Source organism: Streptomyces fagopyri (assembly GCF_009498275.1).
GTDB classification, from domain to species: domain Bacteria; phylum Actinomycetota; class Actinomycetes; order Streptomycetales; family Streptomycetaceae; genus Streptomyces; species Streptomyces fagopyri.
On the sequence record NZ_CP045643.1, the window covers coordinates 2,955,188 to 2,981,970 of the forward strand.

Annotated in this window: 38 protein-coding genes and 1 pseudogene; 12 read left to right on the plus strand and 27 right to left on the minus strand. The window is 70.1% G+C overall.

What is annotated here, in order from left to right; genetic code table 11:
• Positions 1-28: 28 nt before the first annotated feature.
• The 8 genes from GFH48_RS12470 (at position 29) to GFH48_RS12495 (ending at position 5,263) form a co-directional block, all read left to right on the plus strand.
• Entirely contained in the window at positions 29-523 is a 495-nt protein-coding gene (locus GFH48_RS12470; RefSeq protein WP_153288336.1) for a hypothetical protein, read from the plus strand.
• Complete coding sequence (locus GFH48_RS12475) at positions 520-897, plus strand: DUF6907 domain-containing protein (RefSeq protein ID WP_153288337.1); 378 nt, start codon at positions 520-522, stop codon at positions 895-897. The genes GFH48_RS12470 and GFH48_RS12475 overlap by 4 nt, the downstream gene beginning before the upstream one ends.
• Positions 894-1,088 (plus strand): hypothetical protein, encoded by a 195-nt coding sequence (locus tag GFH48_RS12480; RefSeq protein ID WP_153288338.1) that lies wholly within the window; start codon positions 894-896, stop codon positions 1,086-1,088. Before GFH48_RS12475 ends, GFH48_RS12480 begins: the two co-directional genes overlap by 4 nt.
• Entirely contained in the window at positions 1,085-2,302 is a 1,218-nt protein-coding gene (locus tag GFH48_RS40115) for a hypothetical protein (RefSeq protein ID WP_153288339.1), read from the plus strand. The genes GFH48_RS12480 and GFH48_RS40115 overlap by 4 nt, the downstream gene beginning before the upstream one ends.
• A complete protein-coding gene (locus GFH48_RS38535) occupies positions 2,299-2,472 on the plus strand; it encodes a hypothetical protein (RefSeq protein WP_194280567.1) in 174 nt (57 codons plus the stop codon). Before GFH48_RS40115 ends, GFH48_RS38535 begins: the two co-directional genes overlap by 4 nt.
• Positions 2,469-2,792: a hypothetical protein gene (locus tag GFH48_RS12490; protein WP_153288340.1), complete on the plus strand. Its 324-nt coding sequence runs from the start codon at positions 2,469-2,471 to the stop codon at positions 2,790-2,792. Before GFH48_RS38535 ends, GFH48_RS12490 begins: the two co-directional genes overlap by 4 nt.
• A 96-nt stretch (positions 2,793-2,888) precedes the next feature.
• Complete coding sequence (locus GFH48_RS38540) at positions 2,889-3,065, plus strand: hypothetical protein (RefSeq protein ID WP_194280568.1); 177 nt, start codon at positions 2,889-2,891, stop codon at positions 3,063-3,065.
• 86 nt (positions 3,066-3,151) lie between these two features.
• Positions 3,152-5,263, plus strand: a complete 2,112-nt coding sequence (locus GFH48_RS12495; RefSeq protein WP_153288341.1) for an FtsK/SpoIIIE domain-containing protein — start codon at positions 3,152-3,154, stop codon at positions 5,261-5,263.
• Positions 5,264-5,435: 172 nt separating this feature from the next.
• Here the strand turns inward: GFH48_RS12495 and GFH48_RS12500 are convergent, their stop codons facing one another.
• The 4 genes from GFH48_RS12500 to GFH48_RS12515 form a co-directional block, all read right to left on the minus strand.
• Entirely contained in the window at positions 5,436-5,939 is a 504-nt protein-coding gene (locus tag GFH48_RS12500; RefSeq protein ID WP_153288342.1) for a hypothetical protein, read from the minus strand.
• A gap of 57 nt (positions 5,940-5,996) precedes the next feature.
• Complete coding sequence (locus GFH48_RS12505; RefSeq protein ID WP_153288343.1) at positions 5,997-6,167, minus strand: hypothetical protein; 171 nt, start codon at positions 6,165-6,167, stop codon at positions 5,997-5,999.
• 151 nt (positions 6,168-6,318) lie between these two features.
• Complete coding sequence (locus GFH48_RS12510) at positions 6,319-6,639, minus strand: 4a-hydroxytetrahydrobiopterin dehydratase (RefSeq protein ID WP_194280569.1); 321 nt, start codon at positions 6,637-6,639, stop codon at positions 6,319-6,321.
• Positions 6,640-6,642: 3 nt separating this feature from the next.
• Positions 6,643-7,908, minus strand: coding sequence for a Twin-arginine translocation pathway signal (locus tag GFH48_RS12515; protein WP_228120541.1), 1,266 nt, complete (start codon positions 7,906-7,908; stop codon positions 6,643-6,645).
• A 157-nt stretch (positions 7,909-8,065) separates the two neighbouring features.
• Between GFH48_RS12515 and GFH48_RS12520 the strand changes: the two genes are divergently transcribed.
• Positions 8,066-8,380 (plus strand): DUF6415 family natural product biosynthesis protein, encoded by a 315-nt coding sequence (locus GFH48_RS12520; RefSeq protein WP_228120543.1) that lies wholly within the window; start codon positions 8,066-8,068, stop codon positions 8,378-8,380.
• A 59-nt stretch (positions 8,381-8,439) separates the two neighbouring features.
• On the opposite strand, the gene GFH48_RS12525 is transcribed toward GFH48_RS12520, so the two are convergent.
• The 4 genes from GFH48_RS12525 to GFH48_RS12540 are packed head-to-tail and all read right to left on the minus strand — an operon-like array spanning position 8,440 to position 13,887.
• Complete coding sequence (locus GFH48_RS12525; RefSeq protein WP_153288345.1) at positions 8,440-8,697, minus strand: hypothetical protein; 258 nt, start codon at positions 8,695-8,697, stop codon at positions 8,440-8,442.
• Complete coding sequence (locus GFH48_RS12530; protein ID WP_153288346.1) at positions 8,694-9,227, minus strand: hypothetical protein; 534 nt, start codon at positions 9,225-9,227, stop codon at positions 8,694-8,696. Before GFH48_RS12530 ends, GFH48_RS12525 begins: the two co-directional genes overlap by 4 nt.
• A 17-nt stretch (positions 9,228-9,244) precedes the next feature.
• Positions 9,245-13,663 carry a hypothetical protein gene (locus tag GFH48_RS12535; RefSeq protein WP_153288347.1) on the minus strand — a complete coding sequence of 1,473 codons (4,419 nt, stop codon included), beginning with the start codon at positions 13,661-13,663 and terminating at the stop codon, positions 9,245-9,247.
• Positions 13,663-13,887 (minus strand): helix-turn-helix transcriptional regulator, encoded by a 225-nt coding sequence (locus tag GFH48_RS12540; RefSeq protein ID WP_153288348.1) that lies wholly within the window; start codon positions 13,885-13,887, stop codon positions 13,663-13,665. The genes GFH48_RS12535 and GFH48_RS12540 overlap by 1 nt, the downstream gene beginning before the upstream one ends.
• Positions 13,888-14,130: 243 nt before the next feature.
• Between GFH48_RS12540 and GFH48_RS12545 the strand changes: the two genes are divergently transcribed.
• Both GFH48_RS12545 and GFH48_RS12550 read left to right on the plus strand, forming a co-directional pair.
• Positions 14,131-14,454, plus strand: coding sequence for a helix-turn-helix domain-containing protein (locus GFH48_RS12545; RefSeq protein WP_194280570.1), 324 nt, complete (start codon positions 14,131-14,133; stop codon positions 14,452-14,454).
• Between the two features lie 70 nt (positions 14,455-14,524).
• On the plus strand, positions 14,525-14,992 hold the full coding sequence (locus GFH48_RS12550; protein ID WP_153288350.1) for a DUF4429 domain-containing protein: 468 nt from the start codon (positions 14,525-14,527) through the stop codon (positions 14,990-14,992).
• Between the two features lie 132 nt (positions 14,993-15,124).
• Here GFH48_RS12550 and GFH48_RS12555 read toward each other — a convergent pair whose 3' ends face one another.
• The 15 genes from GFH48_RS12555 to GFH48_RS12625 form a co-directional block, all read right to left on the minus strand.
• On the minus strand, positions 15,125-16,189 hold the full coding sequence (locus GFH48_RS12555) for a site-specific integrase (RefSeq protein ID WP_153288351.1): 1,065 nt from the start codon (positions 16,187-16,189) through the stop codon (positions 15,125-15,127).
• A gap of 504 nt (positions 16,190-16,693) precedes the next feature.
• Positions 16,694-16,867, minus strand: a complete 174-nt coding sequence (locus GFH48_RS12560) for a hypothetical protein (RefSeq protein WP_153288352.1) — start codon at positions 16,865-16,867, stop codon at positions 16,694-16,696.
• Positions 16,868-17,031: 164 nt separating this feature from the next.
• The gene (locus tag GFH48_RS12565) at positions 17,032-17,526 is read right to left on the minus strand and encodes a hypothetical protein (RefSeq protein ID WP_153288353.1); all 495 of its coding nucleotides are present in this window, start codon (positions 17,524-17,526) and stop codon (positions 17,032-17,034) included.
• Positions 17,527-17,579: 53 nt separating this feature from the next.
• A complete protein-coding gene (locus GFH48_RS12570; protein ID WP_153288354.1) occupies positions 17,580-17,768 on the minus strand; it encodes a hypothetical protein in 189 nt (62 codons plus the stop codon).
• On the minus strand, positions 17,765-18,142 hold the full coding sequence (locus GFH48_RS12575; RefSeq protein ID WP_153288355.1) for a helix-turn-helix domain-containing protein: 378 nt from the start codon (positions 18,140-18,142) through the stop codon (positions 17,765-17,767). The genes GFH48_RS12570 and GFH48_RS12575 overlap by 4 nt, the downstream gene beginning before the upstream one ends.
• Positions 18,142-18,456: a hypothetical protein gene (locus GFH48_RS12580; protein ID WP_153288356.1), complete on the minus strand. Its 315-nt coding sequence runs from the start codon at positions 18,454-18,456 to the stop codon at positions 18,142-18,144. The genes GFH48_RS12575 and GFH48_RS12580 overlap by 1 nt, the downstream gene beginning before the upstream one ends.
• A 113-nt stretch (positions 18,457-18,569) precedes the next feature.
• On the minus strand, positions 18,570-18,884 hold the full coding sequence (locus GFH48_RS12585; RefSeq protein ID WP_153288357.1) for a hypothetical protein: 315 nt from the start codon (positions 18,882-18,884) through the stop codon (positions 18,570-18,572).
• A gap of 72 nt (positions 18,885-18,956) precedes the next feature.
• The gene (locus GFH48_RS12590; protein ID WP_153288358.1) at positions 18,957-19,241 is read right to left on the minus strand and encodes a hypothetical protein; all 285 of its coding nucleotides are present in this window, start codon (positions 19,239-19,241) and stop codon (positions 18,957-18,959) included.
• Between the two features lie 51 nt (positions 19,242-19,292).
• On the minus strand, positions 19,293-19,559 hold the full coding sequence (locus GFH48_RS12595; protein ID WP_153288359.1) for a hypothetical protein: 267 nt from the start codon (positions 19,557-19,559) through the stop codon (positions 19,293-19,295).
• Complete coding sequence (gene dnaB, locus GFH48_RS12600) at positions 19,556-20,941, minus strand: replicative DNA helicase (protein WP_153288360.1); 1,386 nt, start codon at positions 20,939-20,941, stop codon at positions 19,556-19,558. Before dnaB ends, GFH48_RS12595 begins: the two co-directional genes overlap by 4 nt.
• Positions 20,896-21,750, minus strand: a complete 855-nt coding sequence (locus tag GFH48_RS12605) for a hypothetical protein (protein WP_153288361.1) — start codon at positions 21,748-21,750, stop codon at positions 20,896-20,898. The genes dnaB and GFH48_RS12605 overlap by 46 nt, the downstream gene beginning before the upstream one ends.
• Complete coding sequence (locus GFH48_RS12610) at positions 21,750-21,941, minus strand: hypothetical protein (RefSeq protein ID WP_153288362.1); 192 nt, start codon at positions 21,939-21,941, stop codon at positions 21,750-21,752. The genes GFH48_RS12605 and GFH48_RS12610 overlap by 1 nt, the downstream gene beginning before the upstream one ends.
• A 158-nt stretch (positions 21,942-22,099) precedes the next feature.
• Entirely contained in the window at positions 22,100-22,540 is a 441-nt protein-coding gene (locus GFH48_RS12615; RefSeq protein WP_153288363.1) for a hypothetical protein, read from the minus strand.
• Positions 22,541-22,662: 122 nt separating this feature from the next.
• Complete coding sequence (locus GFH48_RS12620; RefSeq protein WP_153288364.1) at positions 22,663-22,836, minus strand: hypothetical protein; 174 nt, start codon at positions 22,834-22,836, stop codon at positions 22,663-22,665.
• A complete protein-coding gene (locus tag GFH48_RS12625; protein ID WP_153288365.1) occupies positions 22,833-23,072 on the minus strand; it encodes a helix-turn-helix transcriptional regulator in 240 nt (79 codons plus the stop codon). Before GFH48_RS12625 ends, GFH48_RS12620 begins: the two co-directional genes overlap by 4 nt.
• Positions 23,073-23,181: 109 nt before the next feature.
• Between GFH48_RS12625 and GFH48_RS39105 the strand changes: the two genes are divergently transcribed.
• Positions 23,182-23,757 (plus strand): hypothetical protein, encoded by a 576-nt coding sequence (locus tag GFH48_RS39105; RefSeq protein ID WP_228120546.1) that lies wholly within the window; start codon positions 23,182-23,184, stop codon positions 23,755-23,757.
• A gap of 65 nt (positions 23,758-23,822) precedes the next feature.
• Here the strand turns inward: GFH48_RS39105 and GFH48_RS12635 are convergent, their stop codons facing one another.
• The 4 genes and pseudogenes from GFH48_RS12635 to GFH48_RS12650 form a co-directional block, all read right to left on the minus strand.
• Positions 23,823-25,637, minus strand: coding sequence for a recombinase family protein (locus tag GFH48_RS12635; protein WP_153288366.1), 1,815 nt, complete (start codon positions 25,635-25,637; stop codon positions 23,823-23,825).
• Positions 25,638-25,673: 36 nt separating this feature from the next.
• Positions 25,674-25,931 (minus strand): annotated as a pseudogene (locus GFH48_RS12640) (magnesium chelatase domain-containing protein); the annotation flags it as partial.
• Positions 25,931-26,302: a YraN family protein gene (locus GFH48_RS12645; protein ID WP_153288367.1), complete on the minus strand. Its 372-nt coding sequence runs from the start codon at positions 26,300-26,302 to the stop codon at positions 25,931-25,933. The pseudogene GFH48_RS12640 and the gene GFH48_RS12645, both read right to left, overlap by 1 nt.
• 163 nt (positions 26,303-26,465) lie before the next feature.
• A complete protein-coding gene (locus GFH48_RS12650; protein ID WP_003965949.1) occupies positions 26,466-26,774 on the minus strand; it encodes a DUF2469 domain-containing protein in 309 nt (102 codons plus the stop codon).
• Between the last annotated feature and the right edge of the window lie 9 nt (positions 26,775-26,783).

The window sequence follows — 26,783 nt, forward strand, 5'->3', positions numbered from 1 at the left end:
GCGTCCGCGCCGAGCAGGGGGCCCGCCGATGACCAGCATCCGTGAGCCCCTGCATGGGGCCGAGGCCGACGCGGTCCGCGAGCAGCTGCGCGAGCCGAGCAACCTCACGATCTCCGTGAACGTGGCCCGGCTGCTCCTCGCGCAGCACGAGCAGGTGGACCACCGCGACCTGTACGCGGTGAACCGCGCCCACGGTGCACTCGCCGAGGCGCTCCGCCTGGTCCTCCGCGCGGTCGACGCCGAGGTTCCCCGATCGGGGAAGCTGAGCGACCTCGGAGAACGCTGCCCGGCCGCGCAGGCAGACGACCCGAGCCCGTGCGACGGACCGCCCATCGTCACCGTGTACGCGCCGCGCGGAGAAGGTGCCGACGGCTGCGGACACCACGCCGCGCAGCTGCTCGCCGCCACCAACAACACGCACCCCGTCGCCCTGCCCGACGCACCCGTCGGCGCGGCCTCCGAGGTCTTCAAGGCCGCAGCCTCGCTCCGCTACTTCGCCGCGCACCAGGGCGATGGCCGATGACCGGGGCGCGCACCGTCACCCTGGCCACCGCCGACCGCGGCGACGTGACCCTTCCCGAGCCCGCATGGTGCTCCGGACACACGCATCACGACCCGCTCACCCTGGCCGCCGACCTGGTCCACTCCGGCCCGGAGACCAGCCTCGCCTTCCGGAACACGGAGCTGTTCGCCGCGGGCTTGGTCCAGCATCCGCGGGCCGCTATCGACGCCACCCCTGAGCTCGGTAGCCGCGCGACCGGCGTCTCCGTCTACCCGCTCGGCGAGACCCTCGGCCCGATCACCCTCTACGAACTCGCCGCAGCCCTCGACGGCTACGCCGACCGGCTCCGCGACCTCGCCGACCAACTCGCCGCGCTCACCCGGAACACCGGGTGAAGCGCAGCACCGTACGCCGGCCGACCGAGACCGCCGCCATCCGCGCGGCCGCCCGGTCGGCCCGGCCCCTCCCCTCTGTACCTGCCTTGATGGCCGCGCTCCTCGATGCGAACGAGCGCCGCGACCGTGAAGGCGTCCAACTGGCCGCGCACCGTGTGGTGCGGGCCTCCGCCCCGGAGGTGGGCGAATGAACTCCTCTCTCGTCTGGGCCCAAGCCCATCCGCTCCCGACCGCCGGCGCCGCGGTGCTGCTCCTCGCCGTACTGGCCTGGCTGAAGCTACGGGCCCCGCAGCGCCGCACCCCGGTTGCTGTCGTCGTCGCCGCGCTCGGCGCCCTCGTCTGCACCGCGTACTCCGGTGACACCTCGTGGGGGTTCGCCCGCGACCGCCTCGGCATGACCGCGGTCGAGGAACGCTCCGTGATGTTCCTCGCCGCGGAACTCGCCCTGTTCGCCTGCGCGCTGATGGCACGGCAGAACCTGCGTACCACCGGCGCCCCGGGCACCCCGGGCCTGCTGGTCTGGTTCATCACCGGCGTGCAGGTCATCCCGGCCTACGCGGAGTCCGGCATCGTGGGCGGCACCGTCCGCGCGGTCGTCGGCCCGATCATGGCAGCGCTTCTCTGGCATCTCGCCATGGGGATTGAGCTGCGGCACTCGAAGCCCGGGGCCGGATCGCAGTCCCTCGTCGCGGTCGTGGGCAGGGAGCTGCGCGAGCGGCTGCTGTCCCGCCTCGGCCTCGCCACCCGCGACCGCACCGCCGAGCAGATCACCCGCGACCGGGCGACCGCCCGCGCCGTGCAGCTCGCCGCCCGCCCGAACCTGCACCGCTGGGGGAAGGCTCGTCTGGCCGCCGCGGTGGCCCGATCCGGGGTCGGCACGGACGCCGAGCAGCGGGACGTGATGATGCGGATGCTCGCCGCGAGGCGGGGCGCCGGCTCTCTCGCCACGGTGGAACTCCCGTCGCCGTTCGTGCCCGACGAGCCCGACGTGACCGTCGAGGTACACCGTGTACCTGAGGTACCTGAGGCGTACCCGGAGATTGAGGTACGCGTACCTGCCCCGCCCGTGGCTGTCCCTCCGGGCGTCCGACTGCTGCCCACCGCGGCCCCGTGCGGACTCCGTCCGGTCGTCCGTGAGCCGGACCCCGAACCGGACCCTGAGGTACACGTACCCGCCGGGCAGGAACACCCCTGGTACCAGACCGACCGGACCGAGTACCCCGACCCGAACGACGCCGACGACGACCCCGAGGACGACACCCCCGACCCCGACCCGCTCATCCCCCAGGTACGGGCCGACTTCGGTACCGAGGTACCCGGGGTACGGCGCCTGAAGGAGCAGTACGCGATCGGCCAGCCCCGCGCGCAGCGCATCCGTGACCAGCTGATGGCGGTGGCCTCGTGAAGTGGATTCTCCTCGGCGCCCTCGCGGGCCTGCTCCTCGCATACCCGTCGATCCTCGCCCTATTGATCGCGGTCGCCGCGGTGCTGCTCTCCAAGCCCGTAGCCGTGGCATTCGGCCTCGGTCTGCTCGCCCGCCCGTTCCTGCCCCGGCTGCGGAGGCGGCTCCGATGACCGAGTCCGACCCGCTCGCCAAAGCGGAGGCCGCCGCCGTCGAGGCCGCGACGAACAGTGCAGCCGTGCAGGTCGCCCTCGCCGCCGTGGAGTTGGCCAAGCTGGCCAACGCGCAGCACCAGGCGCCGGCCTGCCAGCACCAGGCCCCGCCCGCCCGACAGTTCGACACGAAGAAGTGGCTGGTCATCGGAGGGGTGGCGTGCGTCTGCTCGCTCGCCTTCGCCCTGGCCTCGATCGCCATCGCCATCGGCGCGTGCTGCGCCACCGCCTGTGTGCTTGTCCTGCGCTCGATGTGGCGGGACTTCCAGAGGGGCCGCTGACCTGCCCTTCCGTCCTCCGTCAGGTGTTTCAGATGAAACGCCTGCGGGGGTGCGGTGGGGCCGGACGGTCCGGCCCGCGACCAGGAGGAAGCCCACATGGCGCTCACCAGTAAGGACCCGCACAACGCCCGCGAGCTCGCGGCGACCGTGCTCCTCGGCGCGCGCATCCTGCGCCGGCAGGACCGCGGCAAGCCGACCAAGCGGCTGGAGAACCGCGTCGAGCGAATCCGCGAGAAGGCGCAGGCCCGCGAGGACGCGAAACGCAAGCAGTAGGTACACCCCCGGGACGGCCGCTCTACCTGGCCGGGCGACGGCCGTCCCGGGGCCCGATTCACCTCACAGCGACCGGAGAGCACAGCATGACGGACACCGCCGTACCCGCCAACACCGAGCACACGGGTACACCCGTACCCGCCGTACCTAAGCAGCCGGGTACACCCGTACCCGCAGCCTCGCCGAAGGCCGGCCGCAGGCTCCGCACCGGCGACCTCCGCCGGGTCGTCGTCGAGGCCCGCGAACACGCCACGTACCGCGCCCTGGTACGCCACGGCGCCTACGTACTCGGGGGTACCCGCGTCCTCACCCGCCGCGCGTGGGAGGCCCGCACCACCGCCATGCACTCGCGCATGATGCGCGCCGCGGAGATCGCCGGGAACGAGGAACTCGTACGGCAGTGGGAGCAGCGCGCGTACGCGTACCGGTTCGCCCGCCACAAGCGGCGCATGGACATCCTTCAGATGATGCTCAACGCCCCGAAGGCCATCGGCTCCGCCGTACTCACCGGGGCCGGCGTCCTGTTCGTCCTCGGTCTCATGCTGGCCGGGTACAACCACGACGTCCGCGACGTCCTCACCCCGCTCGCCACGGTCGTCGAGTTCGTCGGATGGGTCGCGTTCATCGCCGGGGTGCTGTGGGAGCCGCTCCTCTACTCCCTGCCGCTCCTCGCCCTCGCCGGGGTGTGGGCCGTCGGCCGACACCGGCAGACCGCACCGTCGTGGGCCCTGCCCACGGGAGGCGACGAGCGGGACATCGTGCCTGATGAGGGCGCCATCCTCCGCGCGCTCGGCAACCTCGGCATCGCCCCGCTGAACAAGGCCATCAAGGACGGATGGCAGCCGCGTTGGGAGCAGCCGACCACCCGGTCCGGGAACGGCTGGCACACGCAGTTGCAGCTCCCGATGGGCGTCACCGTCGAGATGATCAACCAGAAGAAGAAGGTGCTCGCCCACAACCTGCTCAGGAAGCCCGTCGAGGTCTGGCCGACCGAGCCCCCGCGCCAGCCCGGCACCCTCGACCTGTGGGTCGCCGACCAGGGCTCCCTCTCCGGGATGGTGCCCCCGTGGCCGCTGCTCACCGAGGGCACCGTCGACTACTTCAAGGGCGTGCCCGTCGCGGTGTCGCAGCGCGGCGAGCCGATCATCGGCAAGCTGATGGCCGCGAACTACATGGTCGGCGGCATCATGGGTTCGGGTAAGTCCTCGCTGGTCATCGCCCTGCTGCTCGGCGCGATCCTCGACCCGCTCGTCATCGTCGAGGCGTACGTCATGGCGTACAACACCGACTACGACCCGCTGCGCCCGCGGCTGCGGAAGCTGGTCAAGGGCGACGACGACGAGGACATCGAGGCCGCGCTGAGGGCACTGCGGAACCTGCGCGACGAGGTGACCCTCCGCGGCAAGCTGCTGGAGGAACTCGGCGACGGGGCAACGAAGGTGACGCGCGAGCTGGCGCTGAAGGACCCGCGGATGCGGCCGAAGGTTGTCGTCTTCGACGAGTGCCACGAGCTGTTCATGCACAAGGAGTACGGGAAAGAGGCCGCTGAGCTGGCCATCAAGGTGATGAAGAAGGCCAGGAAGACGGCCATCACCCTGGTGTGGGTCACGGTCTCCCCGACCGCGGACAGCCTGCCGCGCGACGTCACCCGCAACACCTCGCACCGTGTGGCGTTCGCGGTCGGCGACCACGTGGCGAACGATGGGCTCCTCGGCTCCGGGAAGCACAAGGCCGGCGTGACCGCGACGACGCTGATCCCGGGCGAGGACGTCGGCACGGCCGTGACCGTGGGGTTCAGCAGCAAGCCGTTCGAGGTGGTCCGTGCCCACTACGTGGCCCGTGACCCCGACAAGGGCATCGACGAGGTGACCCCGGTCGTCACGCGGGCGATGGGCCTGTACGAGGGCGGGACGGCCGTCGACGAGCCGACGTTCCAGCCGGCCGACCCGCTCGCCGACGTCGCCGCGGTCCTCGGCAACGAGGTGCGCGTCCTCGCGGTGGAGGTGCTGCACCGGCTCGCGGCCCGCAACCCGGAGGCGTACGGAAGCTGGGGGCCGACGGACCTGAAGCGCGCCCTGGAGCCGTTCGGGGCGGAGCAGTACAAGAGCAACGGCGTGATGGTCGTCGCCCGTGACCGCGTCCAGGACGCCGTGCTGGAGCGTCTCGCCGAGGACGTTGACGACTACGACGACGAGTGAGTCCGGTCGGGGATCTTGGGGAGGTCTCCCCGAACGGTCCCTGAGCGGCCTCCCCCGCAACGACCTGCACGTATCCGGGTTCAGGGAGGGCGGGGAGGCAGACGCCCGGGAGGCGAGGAAACGGGAAACAGGGGGTTCCGCCTCCCCCGCCTCGCCTCCCTCCCCGGCTGCGTCAGTCGTGCACGAGGGGCTCTCCCGGCCCGTCGTGGAGCGGCACGGGTTGCCTGTCTCCGGTGCGGCTCCACCAGAAGCCATGGGCGTCCATGTAGTGCACCGTCACCCAGATCGTGCTTCCGGCCGGCGCCGCGGACTCGGGTAGTTCATCGCCCCACCCGAACCGGGCCAGGGGCACGGTGAAGCTCTCGCCCGGCGGGAGGTGGCCTCGCTCCCTGCGTTCGCCGTCCTGGAACCTCACCACGGCCGCGGTGCCACCGTCTGAGTTCCGTGCCCCTGCGTCGTACCAGCGGATCTCGCGGATCGGTTCGTTGGAGTAGTTCCGGACGACCGCTTCCGTGTCGCCCTCGTTGACGTACACCGAGAGGAGACGCGCCTGAGCCTGCCGCTCGTCGCGCCGCTCGGCCGCCCGGATGTACTCGCCGCGGCCGGCCACCCAGAGGGCGACGCCCGTAGCGACGGCCGTGACGACCGTGCTGCCTATGGTCCAGTTGTCGGTCATCGCGGCACAGTACAGCCGTGGTCAACCCGGCAGCGCGGGTTATGGGGAGGGCGTCGCCTACGCCGCGCCCTTCTCGGAGGGATCGGCCGCCTCGGGGCAGTCGACCGGCTGGCCCGGCACGAGGACATGGCGGGGCGGGATCGCCTCCCCGGCAGGGGTGCGGCGGCCCGTCGTTACGGGTCGCTGGCAGCGGGGGCAGAAGCTGTACGCGGCGGGGCTGTTGTCCATGACGCTCTCCTTGGGAGGGGTGTTTCTACCCCCTAAGGTCAGCACTCGGCGACGGGACAGCAGGCCTCTCTAACTTTCCTCCGTGTGTCGCGCAGTGCCGCGTCGCCCCATGTCCCGCTCACCAGCGACCGAACAGGCGCATGCTGAGTCGTCAGGCGTCGACAGGCTCGGCGTCGTGCGCCGCGGCGATGTCGTCGATACGGCGCGCCAGGTCGAAGTCAGCGGCCGTCAGCTTGTGGCCCGCGTCGTGCGTCGTGATCCCGAACCGCAGCCGATCCCACCGCAGATCGATGTCCGCGTGATGCCCGATCAACCGCTCAACATCCGCCACGTGCACGATCATCGCGACCCCACCGTGATAGCGGATCCCGTACGTTCGAGTGATCTCGTCACCCTCGCGCCGCCACCCCGGCATCCCGTCCAGCGCGATCACGATCTCGTCCTCGGTCAGCGGCACCGGTCCCTCAGCCACCCGTCAGCTCCCCTCGGTCACAGGCGCCAGAACCTCCGCGAGGTCCTGGCCGACCGGGGCATCCTGCCACGGCCGCATCGCCCGCTGAAGGGTCACCAACTCCCGGCGCATACGCGCTGAGCGGGTCTCTACCGCGATGTCCGCGACCGCGCGGGCAATCTCTACCGCCTGGTCCGGCTGGCCCGCTCCTGCCGCTGCTGTGGCGTGCCGCGCCAGGTACACGCCGCGGTCCCTGCGCGCGGTCTCCGGGACGATGTCGAGGACCTGCTCCCACAGGGACACCGCCTCAACGCCGAGCCCGAGCCGGCCGTAACAAGTCGCCCGCTGGATCTCCAGGTAACCGGGCGTCCGCCGACAGGCATTGCCCCACGGCAGATCGTCGTCGACCCTGCCGAGGAGTCCGTCCGCCTGGTCGATGAGTAGGTCGACCGCGCCCCGGTCCCCGGTGAGGCTGGCTCCGTGCGCCTGCTGCTGAAGCGCCATGATCCGCACCTTCGGCACGAGACGGCCCGCGTCGTCGAGCGCGGCCTCGCACAGGTCGACGACCGCGTGCCCGTCCCCGAGGTCGGTGCGCACCTGCGCCTGGTTGACGAGGCTGTAGCCGATCAGGTGCGGGTCGCGGGAGCGCATCGCTATCTCCTGCGTGACGCCGCGCCAGAAGTGCGCCCCGTCCATGTCGCCGGCGTCCTGGTACAGCCAGCCCACGAGTGCGGCGTAGGCGGCGCCGACGCGAAGCAGGCCGCGGCGGGTCTCGCCCTTCGCCGAGCGCACGAGTTTGTCGATGAGCTGGTACTGCGCGGACACCGTGCCGATCAGGTCGTGCGGTCCGAGGAACATGTCCGCCCGGTAGTGGCCTTCGAGCTGCTGTTGGAAGTAGTCGATCAGGGCGGGGTCGACGTGTTGCGGGGCGACGGGGCCGGCGACGAGTGCCGCGGCGGTGACGGACACGAACGCGCGGCGCTTCACATCGGCCTCTTCGTGGTGCTCGGGGCGGATCCATCCGGGCGGGGTGGTGAATCCGAGGTCTTCGGGCCAGCGGGAGAGCGCGTCGTGGAGGACGATCGCGGTCTCTTCGGAGGGCCAGCCCGGGCGGTCGCTTTCCCACCGGCGCCAGGTGCGGGCGGACACCGTGAAGTGGACGTCGTCGAGGAGGCGTTGCCCGTGCGCGGTGAGCTGCTCCGCGGCTTGTCCTACGGTGCGCCAGCCTGCGCGGAGCCGTGCGGCTCTCAGCGCGTCGTTGCGGCCCATCTGCCCAGTCTGAGGTGTCATCGCGCCCTACCCCGGCCGTGGCCGTTACGTGGCCGCACGTGGCCACGCCGCGACCTATTCGCGTCTCACCGTGCACGCTCATCATCGCGGTGTGGCTATGGGACGTACACAGAACGCGACAGAAGACGTATCCGCGGACGGTCGGGACAGTCGGCCGGTGGACGTCGAGACCATGCGTGCGACGGTGCGCCGGCTGCTGTCCGCGAGCGCGCCACCCGAGGCCGCGGAGCTGGAGACGCTCACGCAGTTACTGCGTGGCCACATCGCGGTGTTGATCCCTGAGGTGCAGGCCGCGGCCGACGCGATGCCCGAGGACGACATCCCCCGCTACTGCGCCCTCGCCTGCATCGGTGAGGCGCACCGGAAGGTGGGCATCGACGCGGGCCCGGGTCTGCCCAACCAGCTGGCTCACGCCCGCCGTCTGGCCCGTGTGGTCAACGCTCTGGTCGACCACCATGAGAGCCTCGGCTGAATAGGCCCCCGTCCGTCCTCGCGCTTCCCAGGCGTACCCCGAGGGCGGGCGGGTTCGATCTACTCGATGACGGACAGCTCCAGCGTCTCCGGGTACTTGTCCTTCATCAGCTCGAAGATCTCGACCGCGAGGCCCCGCGTCATCTGCGCGTCCGCCCACCGGTGCCCGGTGTCGCAGGACATGAACGCGGGCGTCTCGCTCCGGTCCTCGACATCCACGCTGACGACCAGGCCGTCGACCTGCTTGCAGATCGGGCACGCAAGGGGGCCGGCTTCCAGGTCCAGCGTCGGCAGGATCAGCCGCGCGAATACGGTCATCCGCCGTCCGCCCCCAGCCGCGGAGGCCAACCCGGCTCGGGGATCTGCTCGCTGGCGAAGTTCAGCAGGCGCCAGCCGGGGCCGTCCTCGTACTGCATGACCAGCGGCACGGACATGTACTGCTCGCCCGGGCGGATCACGCCATCGGTCGGGGTGGGCAGCAGCCGAAGGAGCGCCACGTCCGGGGCCAGATACTCGGGGTTGGCCTTGATGCCCCACGTCTCCCGAGTCACCGGCAGGGTGGCGCCCTTGAGGGCCGCGCGCTCGAACGGTTCCCACAGCGGGTGGTCGACCTCGTCCGCGGTGAACGCCTCGACGACTGCGTCAGGACTGAGGCCATCAGCCCGGGCCTGCGCCCGCATAGGCGTAAGCCAGTGCTGAGCCCAGCAGAGGCGGAGCGTCGGGTGTGTGGCCACCCACGCGGCGCGCACGTCGTGGTCGACCCAATAGGGCTCCACGAACTTCCACGCGGCGCTGATGATTGCGTGCTGTGCCGCGTAGGCCGCGATGTCTTCGTCGTCCGGTTCCATCGGCCGATTGTCCACCCTCAGCGCCGCCGGCTCTCGTCGTACCTACGGAGCGATTCCTTGATCTCGTAGACCATCCCGTCGGCGAACTTCTTCTTCTCCGCACTGGACGGCATCGTCAGGCTCTGCACCGTCATGTTGATCTGCTCGATGGTGATGCCAGATGCGCCCGCTGCGCCGGCACCGGTGACGAGCTGCTCGAACAGTGCGGTCTGCTGCGGGTCGAGGACGCGCTCGGGCTTCCGCGTCTGCTTGACGACCATCGTCGCCCCGTCGGCGAGCAGCCCGCCCTGGTCGTACTTCGCTGCCGGCGCGAACCCCCACTGCGACGTGAACAGGCTGTCCTTGTAGCCGCGGGCGCTGCTGCCCATGTGGACGCCCGCGCCGCCCGAGGATTCGACGTTCACTCCCGCGAGCGTGCCGGCCGTGTGCCCGACCCCCGCATTCGTGATGCCGATCATGAACGGGGAGTTCAGGTTCCGCACCCAGCCCGACGGGGCCGACGAGCCGAATGCACCCGTGGCCCAACGACGGTGCGGGCGCTCGCCGCGGATCACCGACTCAATGGCGCTCATCAGGCCTGAGCAGTCCCAGCTGGGGTTTCCGTTGCCCGCCCACTGGTACGGGAGACCCGCCTGCGTCTTCATCCAGGACAACGCCTTCTGGACCGCCGGCCCACCCTTGGCCTTCTTGTCTTCGTTGCCGAACCAGCCGAGCATCCCGTCGACCGCCTTGTTGGACAGGCCGCGCATGAGGTTGCCGATGCCGCTGGACGGGATCCGGCCGATGAGGGGTCGCACGAGGGCGCTGAGCGCCTTCTGCGCCGCCGACTTCATCCCGCCGACGAACACATCCTTCGCCCACGACGTCGCCCCGCTCACGGCCCCGGAGACCGCCGAGGTCACCTTGCCGACGATGCCACCGTCCACGAAGTGCTGAGTCGACCCCTGGTAGCGGCGCCGCTCCTCGGAAGCGCTCGGGTCCCCGCCCGTGCCGGTGGGCCGGTCCTTGCCCAGCATCGCGTCGATACCCCGGTGTCCGCCGAGCTGGTCGACCTGAGCGTTGGACAGCACGCGCTCGCCCGGGGCCAAGACCGCGGGCACGCTGTCGCGGTTCGAGCGCTGTCCGGGGACGACACCGCCGGCGCTGAATCCGATCGGCACCGCAGGCAGGGTGATCTTTGAACTGATCTTCCCTGCGATCGAGTTCCACATCTTGCGGATGCCCTGGTTGTACACCGACGCGATGACGAACTTCACCGGGGCGCCGATCTTGGTTTTGATCCCGTTCCAGATCGTGCCGAGCGAATCCCGCAGCGCGGTGAACGCGGACTTCATTCCGTTCTTGAAGGACGTGATCTTCCCGTTGATCGTGGTGAAGATGCTCGTCAGCTTGTCCTTGGCCCCGTTCCAGAGGCTGTTCCACGTGTTCGTGATGGACGTCTTCAGGCTCGTCACGCTGTCGCGGAAGACCTTCCACGCCCCGGTGAACGAGGACTTCAGGCCCGACCAGAAGCTGTTCCACTTCTCGCGGATGGTGCCCCAGAGGCTGTTCCAGATCCCGACGACCGCGTTCTTCAGGTCGGTAAAGATCTTCTTGGTTCCGGTCCACAGGGACTTGAACCACGTGGTGACCGCGTTCACCAGGTCAGGAATGATCGAGTGCCCGACGAGGATGTCGTAGAGGTCCACGAACGGCTTGACCACGTACGTGTAGAGCATGTCCCAGGTGCCGGCGAAGAAGCCCGACACCGTCTCCCACACGCCCTTGACGATGTCCCGGAACTTCTCCGAGTGGCTCCACGCGTAGGCGAAGGCGGCAGCCAGGCCAGCCAGGGCGAGCACCACAATGCCGATCGGGTTCGCCGACATGACCGCGGTGAGGATGGCCTGCGCGCCCGTGAGGACGGCCGTCGCCAGGGCCCACAGCTTCATCCCGCCGACGATCGCGAGGATGCCCGCGGCCAGTGACCCCACCAAGGTCTGGTGGTCGCCGAGCCAGCCGAAGAACGTCATCAGCGGGCCCTTCACCGTGTCGGCGATGCCCGAGAGCATGTCGGCGAACGGCGCGGCGATCGGCACGAGGTTCTCCAGGGCGACGCCGATCACGTCGACGATGACCCCGGCGATGTCGTTGAACGCCTTGAAGATCGTGGTGAGCGCGTTCTGGATCCCCGGCAGACCCGTGATGCGTCGCAGCTCCGCGACCGCGTCCGCGACCGCCCCGAGGGCGCCGCCGTTGCCCGCCTCCGCAGCCTTGAAGATGTTCTTCAGCGCGCCGAACGCGTTGCCGAGGACGCGGCCGAACTTCTTCCCGAGGTCGATGGCGTGGTCGATGGCGCCCTCAAGCCGCCCGGACTCGAAGGCGTCCGTCAGCTTCTCGGAGATCTTCGTCGACTCGTTGGCCATCGCCGTCGTGATCCGCCTGAAGGCCGGCGACGCTGCGACGGACAACTGCACGAACGCCTGGCCCAGTTGCCCGGGTACCTTCGTCAACGGGGCCATGCCGTCCGTGAAGCCCTGGAACATCCGGGTGAGGAGCCCCTGGTTGCCGAGCTTCGTGAACGTGTCGAGCAGGTTCACGGCCATGCCATTGAGGACGTCGGCCATCCCGCCGAGCCCGGTACGCAGGGCAGGCAGCGCGGCCGCGCCGAGGCGGGTCACGGAGGCGGCGAGCCCGCGGAAGAGGCGGTCCTGCACGTCCATCTTCAGCGCGGAGAACGCGGGCCCCATGCTGCGGACCGCGGTGACGAACGCGCGGGCGTTCGGCGACAGCTTCGCCATCGCGTCCGCGTACTTGTCCGTCGTCGCCGCGCCCTGCGACTGAGCCGAGTTGACGGAGCGCTGCGCGTCCGCGAGGGCTTCCTGAGCGGACCGCACCTGCCGGGACGCGGCGACCTGAGCGTCAGCCACACCCTGCTGCGCGTCGGCCAGCTTCTGCTGCGCGTCGCGAACGGACTCGGCCCCGTCCTTCGCTGTCTTCGCGGCCTCGGCCTGCGCGTCCTTCACCTCGCGCGTCCGGTCGCCGACCGTGCGCTGCGCGTCCGCCACCTTCTGGTGCGCAGCCTCGACCGCCTCGGAGCCCTCGACGCCAGCCGTGTTCGCCGACGCGGTCTCGTCCTGGAGGCGGGCCGTCTCGATCTGCTGTTCCTTCAGGCGCTGCGTGGCTCGGTCGTAACCGATCTGCGCGTCCTCAAGCTCCGCTGCTGTGGCCGCGGCACCCTTCGCCTTGACCGCCGCGAGTTCCTTCTCGGCGTCCTGGACGTCGCGCACGGCCTGCCGCTGGTCGAGCTGCGCGTCGACGAGCCGGTTGTTGAGGTCCTCCAGCTGCTCCGAGGCTTCCTTGCGCGCCTGGGTGAGGTCCTCCTCGGCCTGCTGGGCGTCCTTGACCGCGTCCGTCAGGTCGCGCTCGGCGTCCGCGATCCGGCGTAGCGCGGCCTGCCGTTCCGCTGCGGCCCTGACCTCCGCGTCCCGGACATCCTCGGCCGCTTCCTTCACCTGCTTCTGAGCGTCGACGATCTGCCGTGCCGCGTCCTGCTGCGCCTCTTTGAGGGTTCGCGCAGCGCGGGCGACGTTCAACTGCGCGGCGGCCACAGCACGGGCCGCGGTGGCCGCTTGGGCGCCGCTCTGCCCGCTGGACGACCCGGCGGCCTTGAAGGCCGCGCCGATGCCGCTGAGACCGAGCGCGAGCGTGCCGACGACGGTGACGAGACCGCCGAGCGCGGGCACGGCTACGGCGGCCGCGGGGCCCATCGAGATGATGCTCTGCCCGAGCGAGGCGACCGCGGGCAAGGCGCTGAGGGCTGCGGCGGCGAGGCCTGCGAAGCGGGAGGACAGCATGCCCGCGCCGGCTGCACTCTCGCCAAGGCCAACGAGTCCACCGACGGTGCGCGTGCGGATCGTGACGGTGCGGTCCCGGGTGAGCGTGGCCAGACGGGCGGCGGCCGCGGTGACGTCCGCGTTGGCCTGGATCGTCATCTGCCGGCGCCGCGTGAGGTTGGCGATGTCGTCGGCTGCGACGCGGGTGTCGACGTCCATCCCGATGCGGACGGTGCGCCGCCGGGTCAAGTTCGCGATCTCGTTCGCGCCGACGCGGGTGTCGACGTCTGCGCGGATGCGGACGACGCGCTCTGTGGTGAGCCGGTCCAGCTTGTTGCGGACGATCCGCTCGGCGGCCTCGGAGATCTTCGGGCTGATGTTGACCGCGAGGTCCCGCAGTCGCAGCCGAGAGAGAGCCGTGTCGTCGAGGTTGAGTTTCACCTTCAGCGACCGGTCGCGCACGAACCGGTCGAGGGCGACCCGCGCCTCGCGGTCGTCGAGCTTCAGCCCTACGCCGACCTCGGTCCGCTTGGACTTGAGGCGGTCCATCGCGCGGTTGTAGCCGCTCTCGTCGGCGGTGACTTCTACGTAGCCCTCGGCGATGCGGAACTGGCCGGCCATCAGGCGCTCACCGCCTGGCGGTCATCGGCGAGGAGATCGGGGAGCGCTACGCCCACCACGTCGGCGAGGAGATCGGCGGTGTGGATGCCGGGCGCAGCAGCGCCGCACTCCCACTTCCACACGGTCCACGGGGTACGGCCGACTGCGGATGCGACTTGCTCGGCGGTGAGGCCGGCGGCGCGGCGGGCTGCGCGTAGGCGGCACCCGCTGAAGTGACGTGCCATGAGGGGGCTTTCGTGATGGGCGCGGGCAGGTACAGGACCTCTGCGGCGCCCATCACGGGCCGTCGCCGCAGTGCCATGCGCCTCGGTTCCGAGCGCCCATCGCGGGCTGGCAGCTGCCTTCGGTTCGTCGGCTGGCACTGAGTGCGGGTTGTCCTGGCTGGAATGATACGCCAGGTGCCCTACGAATCGTAGGTTCGTGCTGCACCTTGCCTGTGAATCGCAGGCCGTTAGATGCTGGGGCGCATGGCATCCACCACCTCGCCCCGCTGGCCGGCCCTCCCGGCGGGCTTCGGCGTCCTGCTGCGCAACGCACGCATCGACGCGGGCCTCTCCCGGGACGCGCTCGCCGCAGTCACCCAGTCCTCGAAGGGGCTCGTCCAAGCTCTCGAAGACGCGATGCGGCCACCGTCCGCGACCATGGCCGTGCGGATCTCCGAGGCGCTGCAACTCGACGCGTGGGAGGCCGCGGTCCTACAGTCGGCGGCCGTTGACGACGCGGCGCTCCACAGCCGGCGCGGCGTCCGCCACACACGCCCGAGGCGGCGCGTCAACACGTCTGCGCAGTAGTGGCGTTCTCCTCCCGGTATGGGCGGCACCCGTGGAACGATGCCCACCCATGAGCGAGAGGGGTACCCGCATGATCGAGGTCAAGGGCCACACCGGGCAGGTGGTGTTCGATGGCGAGTACGTCACGATCACCCGCAAGGGCTTCAACGCCCGGATGACGGTGGGCAAGGGCGAGAAGCGCATCCACGTGTCGCAGATCAGCGGCGTGCAGTGGAAGCCAGCCGGGATGATGGTGAACGGCTTCATCCAGCTCACCGTCCCCGGGGGCAACGAGCGGCGCTCCGCGTTCGGCAGCCAGACCACGAACGCGGTGAAGGATGAGAACTCGGTCGTCTTCACGAAGAAGCAGATGCCGGAGTTCGAGAAGGTGCGGACCGAGATCGAGGCCGCCATCGCTGCGCACCACGCACCCCAGGCACAGGCTGCCGCAGCGGGCTCGGTGGCCGATGAGCTGGCCAAGCTGGGGGCGCTGCGCGAGCAGGGCCTGTTGAGCCCGGAAGAGTTCGAGCAGCAGAAGGCCCGGCTCCTGGGCGGCTGAGGCGTTGTCAGTGGCCACGGGTAGCGTTCACGTCATCACTGTTGAGCGTCTGCTGGCTGCACGCGCTGGACTCCCGATGCCCCGCCCAATGAACAGCACCACCGGCGGGGCATCGCGCTGTGCCGCCCCGGACTACAGGCCGGTTCCGGCGACGGGGTTGTCCTCCCACCGGTCACTGTCCTCGAAGTAGCCGAGCAGCGCCTTCGATCCGTCGGCCCATCCCCCGTGCCGGCCGATCCGCACCAGGTCGTGCCCGGCCTTACGTGCGGCCGTGGCGAACCCGCGGCGCAGGCTGTGCCCGGACCACTGGCCTTCCAGCCCCGCGACCTCCGCGGCTCGCTCGATGACCTGCGCCGCGGCCTGCGCGGTGAGGCGCCCGGCCGGGTCCCCGATCGGTACGCCGTGGCGGAACATCGGCGGGGCGATCCGGCCGTGCCGGTCGATCCGTACGAACAGGGGGCCCTCGGTCCGGCCCGCTTCCGCGAGGGCCTCCCGCAGGGCACGCACGGCGCGGACGGGGCAGGTGCTCGGGTTGCTGCCGAACGGCACGGCGGTGTCGCTGAATGCCTTCACCTTCCGCCGGTACACGGAGGCTTCGATGCCGTTGTCCGTCTCGGGGACGTCGGCCAGGTCGAGGGCGACCAGCTCGGAGACGCGGGCGGCCGTGGCGAAGCCGAGGAGCAGCAGGGCCGCGTCCCGCTTGCCCTGGAGGGTGTCGCGGTCGAGGGTGTCGAGCATCGCGCGGAGTGCGGTCGGCACGGCCGGCTGCGCCTTGCGGGTCTTGGCGGCCGGGTCCTTGGCGCGGGCGAGCCGGTCGCGGTAGCCGCGCAGGATGATGCGGGCGCCCTTGGTCGACGGGGGTGCGACGTCCGCTGCGGTGTGCGCGGTGCGGATCGCGGCGATGGCCCGCTCGATGGAGCTCGGCGAGTACGGGCGGCCGGTACGCGGGCGCGGTGTGGTCGTGAGTGCGGCGACGTACTCGACGACTGTCTCCGGGGACGCGGGCAGTGGGGGCCGGCCGTTCGTGGCGCACCAGGTGGTGAACTCCGACCAGTCCGAGGAGTAGGCGCGGCGGGTGGAGTCCGCGGTGCCGGCGGCGAGGGCCTCGCGTGCGGCGCCCGACAGTGGCGGGGTGGTGTTGTCGAGGGTCTCGGCGGGGTCGTTGCGGCGTACAGCGATCTCCGAACTCTGGCTCATGAGAAGGAATGTTATCGGGAGTCAGAGCCGTTCGGCCGGGGGTTGGGCGCGCCGTGGCCCAACGGTTACGGTTCGCCCATGGAAGCCGGAGATGGAGCGACGTGGGTCGGGTCAACGGCCGCAGTGGTCGCTGCTGTTGCGTCGGTCGCGGTGTGGTGGCGGGAACGCGGCGCCGTCACGTGGGAGTTCGACCGAGCCGAGCGCGGACGATCGATGGTGCGCAATGCAGGCCGGGCCACCGCGCGGGACGTTCACGTGCGGGTGGGGTCGGCATCCAACGACAGGGACGTAGACACGCAGGCGTCCGCGGCGAGGGTCGCGCCAGGCGAGGTCGTGCCGGTGCTGGCGTTCGCGCACATGGCGTCCCCCGCAGACTTCTCCCTCGTGGTCACCTGGCGCGGTCCACTTCTTCGGCGCCGCCATCGGTGGACCCGAGCGCTTATCTGACACGACTGCGCCCGGCCACCACCGCGGTGACCGGGCGCAATTCAGCGGGCGATGAATTCAGATGATGATGGCCCCGCCACTGGTGCGGAACCTGGGGCCGCTGCTCGCCGCGGTTTCCGCCTTCGGCTCCTCCTCCTCGACCTCCTCGACCTCGGGCTCCCCCTCCGCGTCCGCGTCCGGCAGCCCGTACACCCCGCGAGCGCGCTGCCCGTAGTAGTCCGACGTCGCCATCCCCGCTGGCTTCGGCGACTTCCTCCGGGGCCCGAGACGCGCCACGTGCTGCTCCGCCGCCGAGGTCAACGGCACCTCAACCACCGTCGGCGCCGGCAGACCCGCAGCCCGGGCCGCAGCCCTCTCCTCCGCGGTCGCCGACCGCGTCATCGTCCTCCGGTTCATCAGGCCTCCAGCTCGGGCACGGCCGGCAGAGACTCCAGCGACTCGGACAGAGACCGGGCCGTCATCGCCGCCTTCATGGTCGACACCGGGTTGAGGCCGACCCCGTGACCGTGCGCCGCCTGGTCGTACAGGGCCGCGGCCGTCGCAACGTCCTGGAGTGCGCTCTGCGCGTCCGCGAGAGCCCGCACGTACCGGCGCACCCCGTACTCGAACGCCTCCGCGTACTGCTGCCGAGCCGCCTGCGACGTCGAGGCAGCCACGTCGTACAGCTCGCCGAGCGCGGCACGCACCGCGTCGTTCGTCTCCTTCATCGCCACGAAGTTGTTCCCGTTCTTCGCCGGGCCCTTGGCCTCCGCCTTCTGCGCCGCCACGACCTTCTCGTAGGCCGCGGCTACCTTCGGCGGCAGCATCGCGAGGTCGCGGGGCATCGCGAACGGGTGCTCACGGTCCCCCGAGATGTTGACGGCCCACGGCGTTCCCTTGACGTCGATCATGTTCTCTCCTGATCTGCTCGTACTGGCTTCGGTGTGCGGGTTGGTCTGTGTGGTCAGGCCCCGGACGCGGCCAACGACCCATTGCTCAGCGGACTCAGGGCGAGGTTCCGGAGTTTCTGCGCGTGCCGCCGAGCCAGCCCCGCCCGACGCGCCAGGGCCAGCTCGGCGCGCTGACGCCGCTCCCGCTCGATCCGCTGACGGGCCCGCTCGATCTGCTCCGCGATGACGTCGTCGACGTTCACGACTCCGCCTCCCGCGCCACGCGGAGACCTCGGGCAATCGCCCGAGCAACCGCACGCTCCTGCTGCCGAGGCGACGCGCCCGCCGGGACCGCCACCGGCACGCGGACACTCCCGTCACGCAGCCGCTCCGGACCCTGCGGGGCGAGTCGCGCCTCCACCTCGGCGAGGTGCTCGACCAACGCCCGCCCGTCCTGCGGCTTCTGCGAGTACACGACCCTGGTCGACTCGACCTCCGCGACGAACACGGGGTCCGTGACCCACTGCCGGACCGTGCTCGGCGAAACTCCGGCCGCCTCGGCCGCGGCCCGCTGAGACTTCCCTGCCGCGAGCCACAGAACAGCGGACGCCTTGTGCCTGGGGTGAGTTGCAGTCATCAGATTCCTCCTCGGTAGAGCGGGCCACCCGGCCCGTCCAGTTCCTCGATGTACGGCCGGCCGCGAGGACACAGGGCCGTGCCCCGCTGCGGCGGCAGCCTGCGCGGCGTGAGCCCGTACAACCCGGGCAGCGACCAGTCGCGGACCCAGTGCGCGCGCCGCCACGCGGTGGTCGTCGACAGCCCGGTCTGTTCGGCGGCGGTGCGGATGCTGGCGCCTGCTGTGACGAGTTCGAGAACGGCGAGCCCTTGCGCGGCTTTGGTCTCCAGGGGTACGCGGCGGTAGGGGGTGGGGCCGGCTTGTCTGGGGCTCATCCGTTTCACTCCTTACGTGTGCGTGGGCGGTTGGTGTTACTGCTGGTCGGGGGCCGGTTTCTGTGTGCGTGGGTGGCCGCCCCGAGATCCGGGGCGGCCTGCTCGTGGGCGGGTCAGACGAACATGACGAGTTGCTCGCCGTTGCCGGTGATGACCGTGGCTTCTCGGACAGCGGACCTCTCCGGCTCCGGCGGCGTCAGCTGGTCGTTGAGCGTCCGGATCTCGGAGCGGATCCGGTCCGTCTTCTCCTTGCGGTACAGGCCGGAGCAGCACGGTTCGCAGGCCGTGTTCGGCTTCCGGTGGTCCTGGCAGACGAGGGCCTGGTCGATGTGGAGGCCGGGCGTCTTCAGCGTCCAGGTCTTCAGTTCTCCGCGGAGGTCGCGGAGTTGCGCGCGGATGACCTTCTTCTCGTCGGTGGTGATGGTCACGTGGTTCTCCTTCGTGGTGTCCTTGGGGTGGCCGGCCCCGTCTCCCGCGGGGCCGGCCGATTGGTGTGCGGGTCAGACGAGCGCGTGGGCGGGCGTGGACGCGGGGGCGTTGAGCAGAACGGCGCTCACCTCGTGGTCGTGTTCGCGCAGTTCGTCGGCGGTCCAGACCGTGTCGAGGTACACGAACGCGGCCTTCACGGAGGTGAGCGCGACGCCATCCCCGACGATGCCCTCGACGACCGTGGCCCATCCGATGACGGGGCAGGTGACGGTCTCGGGTTCACCGTGGTGGAAGTTGACGGTCCATCCGGACTGCGCCGGGGCCATGTTGATGATGTTGCCGGTGGCGATCTTCACAGTGGTTCTCCCTGTTCGGGGTTGACCGGCCGCCGGTTGACGGCCGGAAGTTCATGGGCGGTTGCGTGCGTTGCGGAACCACGAGGTGAGCAGGGCCGCTTGCTCCCACCCGAGGCGGTCGTAAAGGGGCTTCACCGAGACGTGCAGCGGGTGGCTGCCAGGCTGGCCATACACGTGGTGCCGGAGTGCGGCAGCGAGGTCTACGGCGGCCGTCCAACCGAGGCCGTCGACCAGGTCCCGGGCGAGGCTCGCGTACGTGTAGCCGCCTCCGTCCCGGATCCGGTCGGCTCGACTGGTCCAGCGCTCCATGCCGGTCACGTCTGTGCCATGTCGACGAACCGGGAATAGTGCAGTTGGGCCGCCACCGTGAGCGTGGCCAGTGGCCCGTTGCGGTGCTTGACGACCATGAGGTCCGCCTCGCCCGAGCGCGGTGATTCCTTGTCGTACGCGTCCTCGCGGTGCACGAGGATCACCATGTCGGCGTCCTGCTCCAGGGAGCCGGACTCCCGGAGGTCCGAGAGCTGAGGCTTCTTGTCCTGCCGCTGCTCCGACCCGCGATTCAGCTGGGCCAGGACCACGACCGGGACGTGCAGTTCCTTGGCGAGGAGCTTGATCCCACGGCTCAGTTCCGACACTTCCTGCTGTCGGTTCTCGTGCCTGCGGGAGGTGCCCGCGCCGAGGAGCTGGAGGTAGTCGATGACCACCAGGTCGAGGCCTTCACGCTGCTGCCTCCGGCGGCACTTGGCCTTGATCGACGACAGGGTCTGGCCGTGGGTGTCGTCGATGAACAAGGGTGCGGCGGAGACGTCGGACATGCGCTGGGCGATCCGTGCCCAGTCGTCGTCGGTGACGTTCCCAGACCGGAGGTGGTGGAGGGCTACCCGCGACTCAGCGGACAGCGTCCGGTCTTGGAGTTCGGTCAGGCCCATCTCCAGGGAGAAGAAGGCGGACGGCCGGCCGTGCTTGATGGAGCAGGCGCGGGCGAAGTCGAGGGCCAGCGTCGACTTCCCCATGGCGGGGCGGCCCGCGACGATGACCATCTGCCCGGGGTGGAGACCGTTCGTCAGCAGGTCGAGGTCGGAGAAGCCGGTCGGTACGCCGGTGATCTCCCCGTTGTTGCGGCGGCCTTCCAGGGCGTCGAGGTACTCGCCCAGGGTGTCGCCGATGTACGCGCCCTGTGACTCCTCGCTCGTGGTCAAGGCGCCTTCGAGAGCGGCGGCGGCCGACTCCTTGGCCTGGTCGATGTCACCGTGTGCCCGGTAGCCCAGCTCTGTGATCTGGACCCCAGCGCTGCCGATGCTGCGGAACTCGGCGAGATCGCGGACGATGCCGGCGTAGTGCTCGGCGCTGGTCGCGGATGGCACCTGCTGGATGAGTTGGTGGAGGTAGGAGGCGCCGCCGACGCGCTCAAGGTCTCCGGTCTTGGCGAGTTCCCTGCCGAGGGTCACGGGGTCGGCGGGTTCGTTGCGGCCGTAGAGGTCGAGGATCGTCCGGTAGATCGTCTGGTGGTTGGCGAAGTAGAAGTCGGCCGGCGAGCGGAGGCTGTCGATGACGTCGGCGATGGCGTCCTTCGACAGCTGCATGGCGCCGAGGACGGACTGTTCCGACGCTCGGTCGCGTGGTGGAACCCGTTCCATGTCGGGCTGGTCATCGGTCATGCGGTCTTGCTCCTGCGCGCGTCGGGGTGGCAGTCGGGGCATGGGGCGCCGTCGAGTAGCCGGAAGTTGGGGTTGAAGCGGGCTGCGGGGTTGTCGTCACCGCAGTGGCCGCACCAGGCCGGTGTCTTGGACGCGGGCTTGGTGGGCTGATCGGCGCGCCACTTCTCAGCGAGGGCGGCGAAGTCGTTGTTGTTCGCGACGGTGCGCCACCAGGCCGGGCCGTTGGGCTTGTGGGTGGTGGTGATCCAGTCGATGAAGGTCTCTCTCTCGTCGTCGGCCACGGCGCCGGAGTCACGTACGAGTTGCTCAGCCAGAGAGAGAGGAGGTAGTTGAGGAGATAGAGGAGTAGGGGGGTTCGATTCGAACCGGCTACGGTGCCAATTTGAACCGGCTACTCCGTCCGTAGGCGGTTCTTTTTGGACCGACCCCTCGCTGTTGGGTGTCCGAATCGGACCGGCTACAGAGCCCGTTGTCGGTCCTGTTTGAACCTCCTTCGGAGACGTAGCCGGTTCGTTCTGGACCGCCAACGTCAGCGGGCACCCGCAGCCGGCCTCACCGGGGCACCCGTCGGGATGCAGGTGGAGGAACCGGTACTTGGCGACCTTGCCGTTGTGCCCGCCACCCGCATGCTCGATGACCTTTTCGTCCTGGAGGCGGGCCAGGATCTTCCGCATGTCGCGGTCGTTCTTCACCATGGCGTGCCGCATGATCTCGGCGTCGACCGCGCTGTTCCACGTGAGGCGCGACCTATCGTTGGCGTCGTCTGCGAGGACCATCGCCGTCAACTTCTCGCGGTGGGTCAGAGAAGGCGGTGCCCACACCTTCACCTCGCGGTACAGCTCGTAGCCCATCAGGTGTTGTCGTCCTTGCGTGCGCCGGCGAAGCGGGTGTGGAACTCCCATGCCTGCCAGCCGTGGGCGGCGAGGCGCCGGAGTTCGGCGCGCGCTTCGGGGAGGGTGAGGCTGTACGTGCGGGCGATCCGGTGGGCCCAACGGCTACGGCCGCGGGCGGTCGGCCCTCGCCTCCGCTGTGTGTCGAGCATGGTTCGTGGTCCGTTCGCGAGGGCTCGGCCGGTGCGGGTTGGCTAGTTCTTCTCTCCCTGTTGGGAGCGGCCTCGCGGTGATCAGGTCTAGGTGGTGCCTGCGCCCCGCCCGGCCGCCGAAGCAGCCGGGACGGGACGGCAGTTGCCGGGTGCTGACGTCACCTTTCGGCGTGCTCGGCGAGTTCACGGATCCGGGCGGGCGCACCGAGCGCGGTCGTCCTGACGATGTCCGGGTTGGCGCCGCCGCGGAGGCTGTCCGCGAGCAGGTCGAAGAGGTAGCCGTACCCGGCGCCCGCCTCGGCACGGCCCCGCTCGATCGCGGTGAACGCCCACAGCGGAGCGACGGTCGCGGCGCGCAGGGCCTCGGCGAACTCGGCGCTGGCCTCGGTCTTGAGGACGCGGGCGATCTCCGGAGCGATCTCGGCGAGCCCGTCGCACATGTTGTCCAGCGTGGCGACCCGGTTCGGGTGGCGGAGCGCCTCCTCGTACGCGGCGCCAGCGACGTACAGGCCGGCCGCGGCGATGGTGGCGGAGTCGGTGCGCGGGCGTACGGCCTCGGCCGGAAGTGCGCTGGTGCTGGCCGTGAGGGTCTGTGCCATAGTGCTTACATCCGTTCTGTTGAGGGCCCGGTCTGCTGTCGTAGGTGCGCCGGGCCTTCGGCGTTTCTCGGTTCGGATAGGCCCCTGGCTACAGGCGTTGACGCGCCTGCTGGGGGCCGCTTTCATGCGGCAGTGGATACCTGGGAGTCGACGGCCACGAGGATGCGAAGGCGGGCCGTCTGCTCGGGGGCCAGCGGCGGGGCCAGGTCGACGGTCTCCGCGATGGAAAGCCAGTAGCTCTCCCCCGCGAGGTCTCCCCGTTCGGCAGCCGCGGCTGCCTTCTCCCGCGCTGTCACGCCACTTCCCTGAGGGTGCGGATCGCCTCGACGTAACGGGCGAGCAGCTCCCCGCGGGGCTCACGGGCGCCGGTCTCCCAATGCCCTACTGCCTGACGCGTGGCGCCCACGATGTCGGCGAGTTCCTGCTGCGACAGTCCGGCTTCTTCCCTGAGTCCTCGGCGTTCGTCCGGGGGCGGCAGGTCGACGCGGATGCGCAGCCGAGAGCGGATTTGCTCCGCTACTGTTGCGGCCATGTAGCCATGTTCCCAGACTTGGTGAGTAAGTTCAACCATGTCACGCGACCTGGTGCATGTTGACCGCGTGCAGCGCTGTAGCGATACTCACCAGGTGACTAAAGGAGACATGGTGACGGGCGCAGAGCACTCGAAGCCGACCGTTCGCGCATCGCTGACCAGCGGTGACGGCGACACGGTGGCCACCTTCGAATGCGAATCCCCTTCAGGCGAGTGGCTCGCGAACGGCGACGTAAGCCGTAAGGATCAGGGACTCGTCATCTCTCGTCTCGAAGTCAGACCAGGCGCGCGCGCAGCTGGCGGAGTGACGGGCGGCATGGTGCAGAAGGTGCCGGTCGGCCAGATTTTGCGCCACGTCCGAGCAGAACTGGGCCCCGACGCTGGCCCTACGACGACGCTTCCTGACATCGAACTTGCTCAGCGCATTCGTGAGGGCGGACGCGTGTCCCTCGACGATGAACTGCTTCGCGCGGTGGCGCACCGCTACTGGCTCTACACCGGCCCGGGCCAGCCGCCGGGAGCAGTCAAGCGTCTCGCCGCCGACTTCAATCGGCCGGAAGAGACCATCCGCACCTGGGTTGCGCGAGCGCGCCGCGAAGGCTGGTTGGGGCCCAGCGTGAAGGGCCGCGCTGGCGCCGAGCCCGGGCCCAAGCTGAGGCACGAGTTCGAGATCGGCTTCAGGTAGGAACATGCTGACGAGGCCCGGCCTGATCTCTCAGGTCGGGCCTCGTGGGTGTCCTACTTCTCCGCCTACCGGGGCGCCTTCCACTCGATGCGCACCGCGCTCGGGTCAAAGTAGACAGCCCCCGTCCCCGGCTTGAAGCCCTTCGGCCGGCCCCGGCGCGACGGCAGCACCGTCACCGTCATGAGGGCGTCGATGATCGCCCGCTTCCGCTCCAGCGTGTACGCCTCCCACGCCTGCTCGAACCCCGGCGTACCGATGGGCAGCCGCGCGAGGAGCGGCACCGTGGCACGGCGAGACATCTCCCCCTCGATCTCCGTGAGCTTGGACCGCGTGCGCGCGGTGCCGTCGAGCATCTGCTTCCGGGTGATCAGGTCGTCGGCGTAGTCGGCGCTGTACTGGTCCAGCTTCACGCGCAGGGTGTTGGCCCGGAGCGCCAGCTGCTCCGTGGACTCCCCCACCTTCGGGCTCGGCACGAACAGGCTCACCGCGTCCGGACGGCTCAGCCGCTCGACGACGAGTGCCTCCACGTACCCGTCGAGCAGCTCCGCGGTTCGCGTCACGTGCACCGCAGCCCGGCACCGGTAGGCAATTTTGGTGGCTCCGCTACTCCGCCCGGAGGTTGAGCAGCGCATCGTCTCGCGGCATCCTCGCCGCCCTTCCGGGACGGGGACGACCTCGGCGGCCTTCAGCTTCCCGAACTCCGCCTCCAGCTCCCTGGGTGTCCACTGTTGCCCGTCGGGGCCGTCAGCGGCCACGTACAGGGGCAGCGCGTCGTCGTCCTCGGCGTACCCGGAGAACAGGAACACGCGGCCGTCAGGGGCCGTGTACCGCCCCACGAGGGCCCCGCACACATAGAGGCCGGACCCCAGCCACTTACGAGCGTTCCCGAACGACGTGCGGCGCTCCGGCTGCTCCAGGATCGTCTTCGCTGCCCGCCACTTCTCCTCTGTCGTCAACGGCGGCCACGCCGCCTTCCCGACGATCTCGCCGCGGTGGTCCATCAGGCCGGCGTTCCGGGGCCGCAGCAGCACGCGGCGTAGCTCCGTGTGCTTCCAGCCGCGTCCGGTCGGCTCGGTCCGGGTGCCGTCCTCCAGCCGCTTCCTGCGGGGCACGGTGAGCACCTTGTCAGCTGTCCACCGGCGGACGATGGAGCCGAGGGATTCACCGGCGATGACGGAGTCGATGGCCTTGTCGACGAGCCAGGCCTCGGAGCCTTCGACGATGTGGGCCGGGCCGCCGCACGCGCCGCAGTGGGCCGCGACGGCGAAGTCGTCCCCGGTCTCGGTGTCCGTGCGCGTGATGACGAAGTCCGTGGCCGCGGTGCACGCGAGGCATTCCAGGGAGCGGGGGGTTACGCCGTCGCTCTCGTAGCCGAACGGGCGGGGGCCGCCGCGGTAGGTGCCTTCCCGGAGGCTGTCCTGCTTCGCGTCGCGGACCCGCTCGGCGATCTCCTCGGCCTCGTGCTGGTCGTCGACGGCTTTCCGCCGGGCCTCGCGCCGGCCGTCGGCGGTGGTGAGGTCGTAGGTGCCGCCCTTGACGGTGGCTACGAGGAGGCTTCTCTCCTCGACGAGGTCGAGGAAGTCGAAGGCCTCGCGGTAGCGGCGCTGGAGGCGGCGTGAGGTGAGTGCAAGGACGCCGTCCGCCTCGCCGCTGCGGAGCATCTTGAGCATGCGGTCGTACTTGGGGCGCCGCTTGCCTGAGTAGGCGCTGATGTCGTTCTCGATCAGGACCTCGACGACGTCAACGTCCAGTTCCTCGGCGAGCTTTCGGCAGTCGCGTTCCTGGCGCCGTACCCCGTAGCGGCGGCCTTCGCGGTCGTCTGAGATACGGGCGTAGATCACGACGCGGCGCCGGGCACCGGCGGCAGGCTCGGTCTTCATAGCCCAATACGGTAGCGCTTAAAGGCGTCCTTGCGTAGCGCTTGACAGGTCGAACCCGCTGCCGCCCTTGGGCACCGAGGCCGGGCTCAGGCCCACGGTGAGCTTCTTCTGGGGCCACACCGCGCCGGAGTTCACCACTGCCGCGCGGACCCGGTCCCTGCTCTCGGAGAGGCTCTTGTCGGGGAGGCCGACCAGGGTGAACGCCGCGACGCCCGGTTCCAGGTCCGCCTGGACCTCGACGACCACGCCCTCGACGCCGACCAGGGCCACCGAGCACGTACGCGCGAACCCCATCAGGCCGCTCCCCGCGCGTGCTCGACCACGGGTGCGCCGCGGTCGGGGAGGAGGACGCCGATCAGGTCGATGCGGACACCGCCGGGCGGGGCTCCGCCGTGTTCCTGGAGCCAGCGCTCCGCCAGGCCGCGCAGGCGCTGTGCCTTGGCCGGGGTGACGGCCGCCATCGGGTGCTCGAAGGCCCCCGTCCTGCGTGTCTTGACCTCGCAGACGACGAGCGCGTCGCCGTCCCGGGCCACGATGTCGATCTCGCCGGTCCTGCCGGAGCGCCAGTTGCGCGCCAGGACGGTCATTCCGGTCTCGGTCAGCCGCCGTGCGGCCAGGTCCTCGCCGTACTTGCCGAGTGCGTTGCGTGCCTTGGACGTCTTCATGTCGGCACCACCTCCGGCGCCAACATTGCGGCCGCGTCCGCCCACTGTTGGATCTTGGTGGACAGGCGGCCGACTGGGGACAACTCCGTCACCCTCACGAGTGATCGTCGTCCGTCAGCGGCCGCCTGCCGTACTCACGCGGTCATGGGGTCCCCCGCGGCGTTCAGCCGCCGGGCAGCTCCAGATCGCTCTTGTTCAGCTCCTCGATGTTCACGTCCTTGAACGTGAGCACCCGTACCTGTTTCACGAAGCGCGCGGGCCGGTACATGTCCCACACCCAGGCGTCCGCCATGGACACCTCGAAGAAAACCTCACCCTGGACCGAGTGCACCTGCATCTCGTAGTCGTTGGTGAGATAGAAGCGCCGTTCGGTCTCGATCACGTATTTGAACAGACCGACGACGTCGCGGTACTCCCGATAGAGCTTCAGCTCCATCTCGGTCTCGTACTTCTCGAGGTCCTCGGCGCTCATGGCATGTTC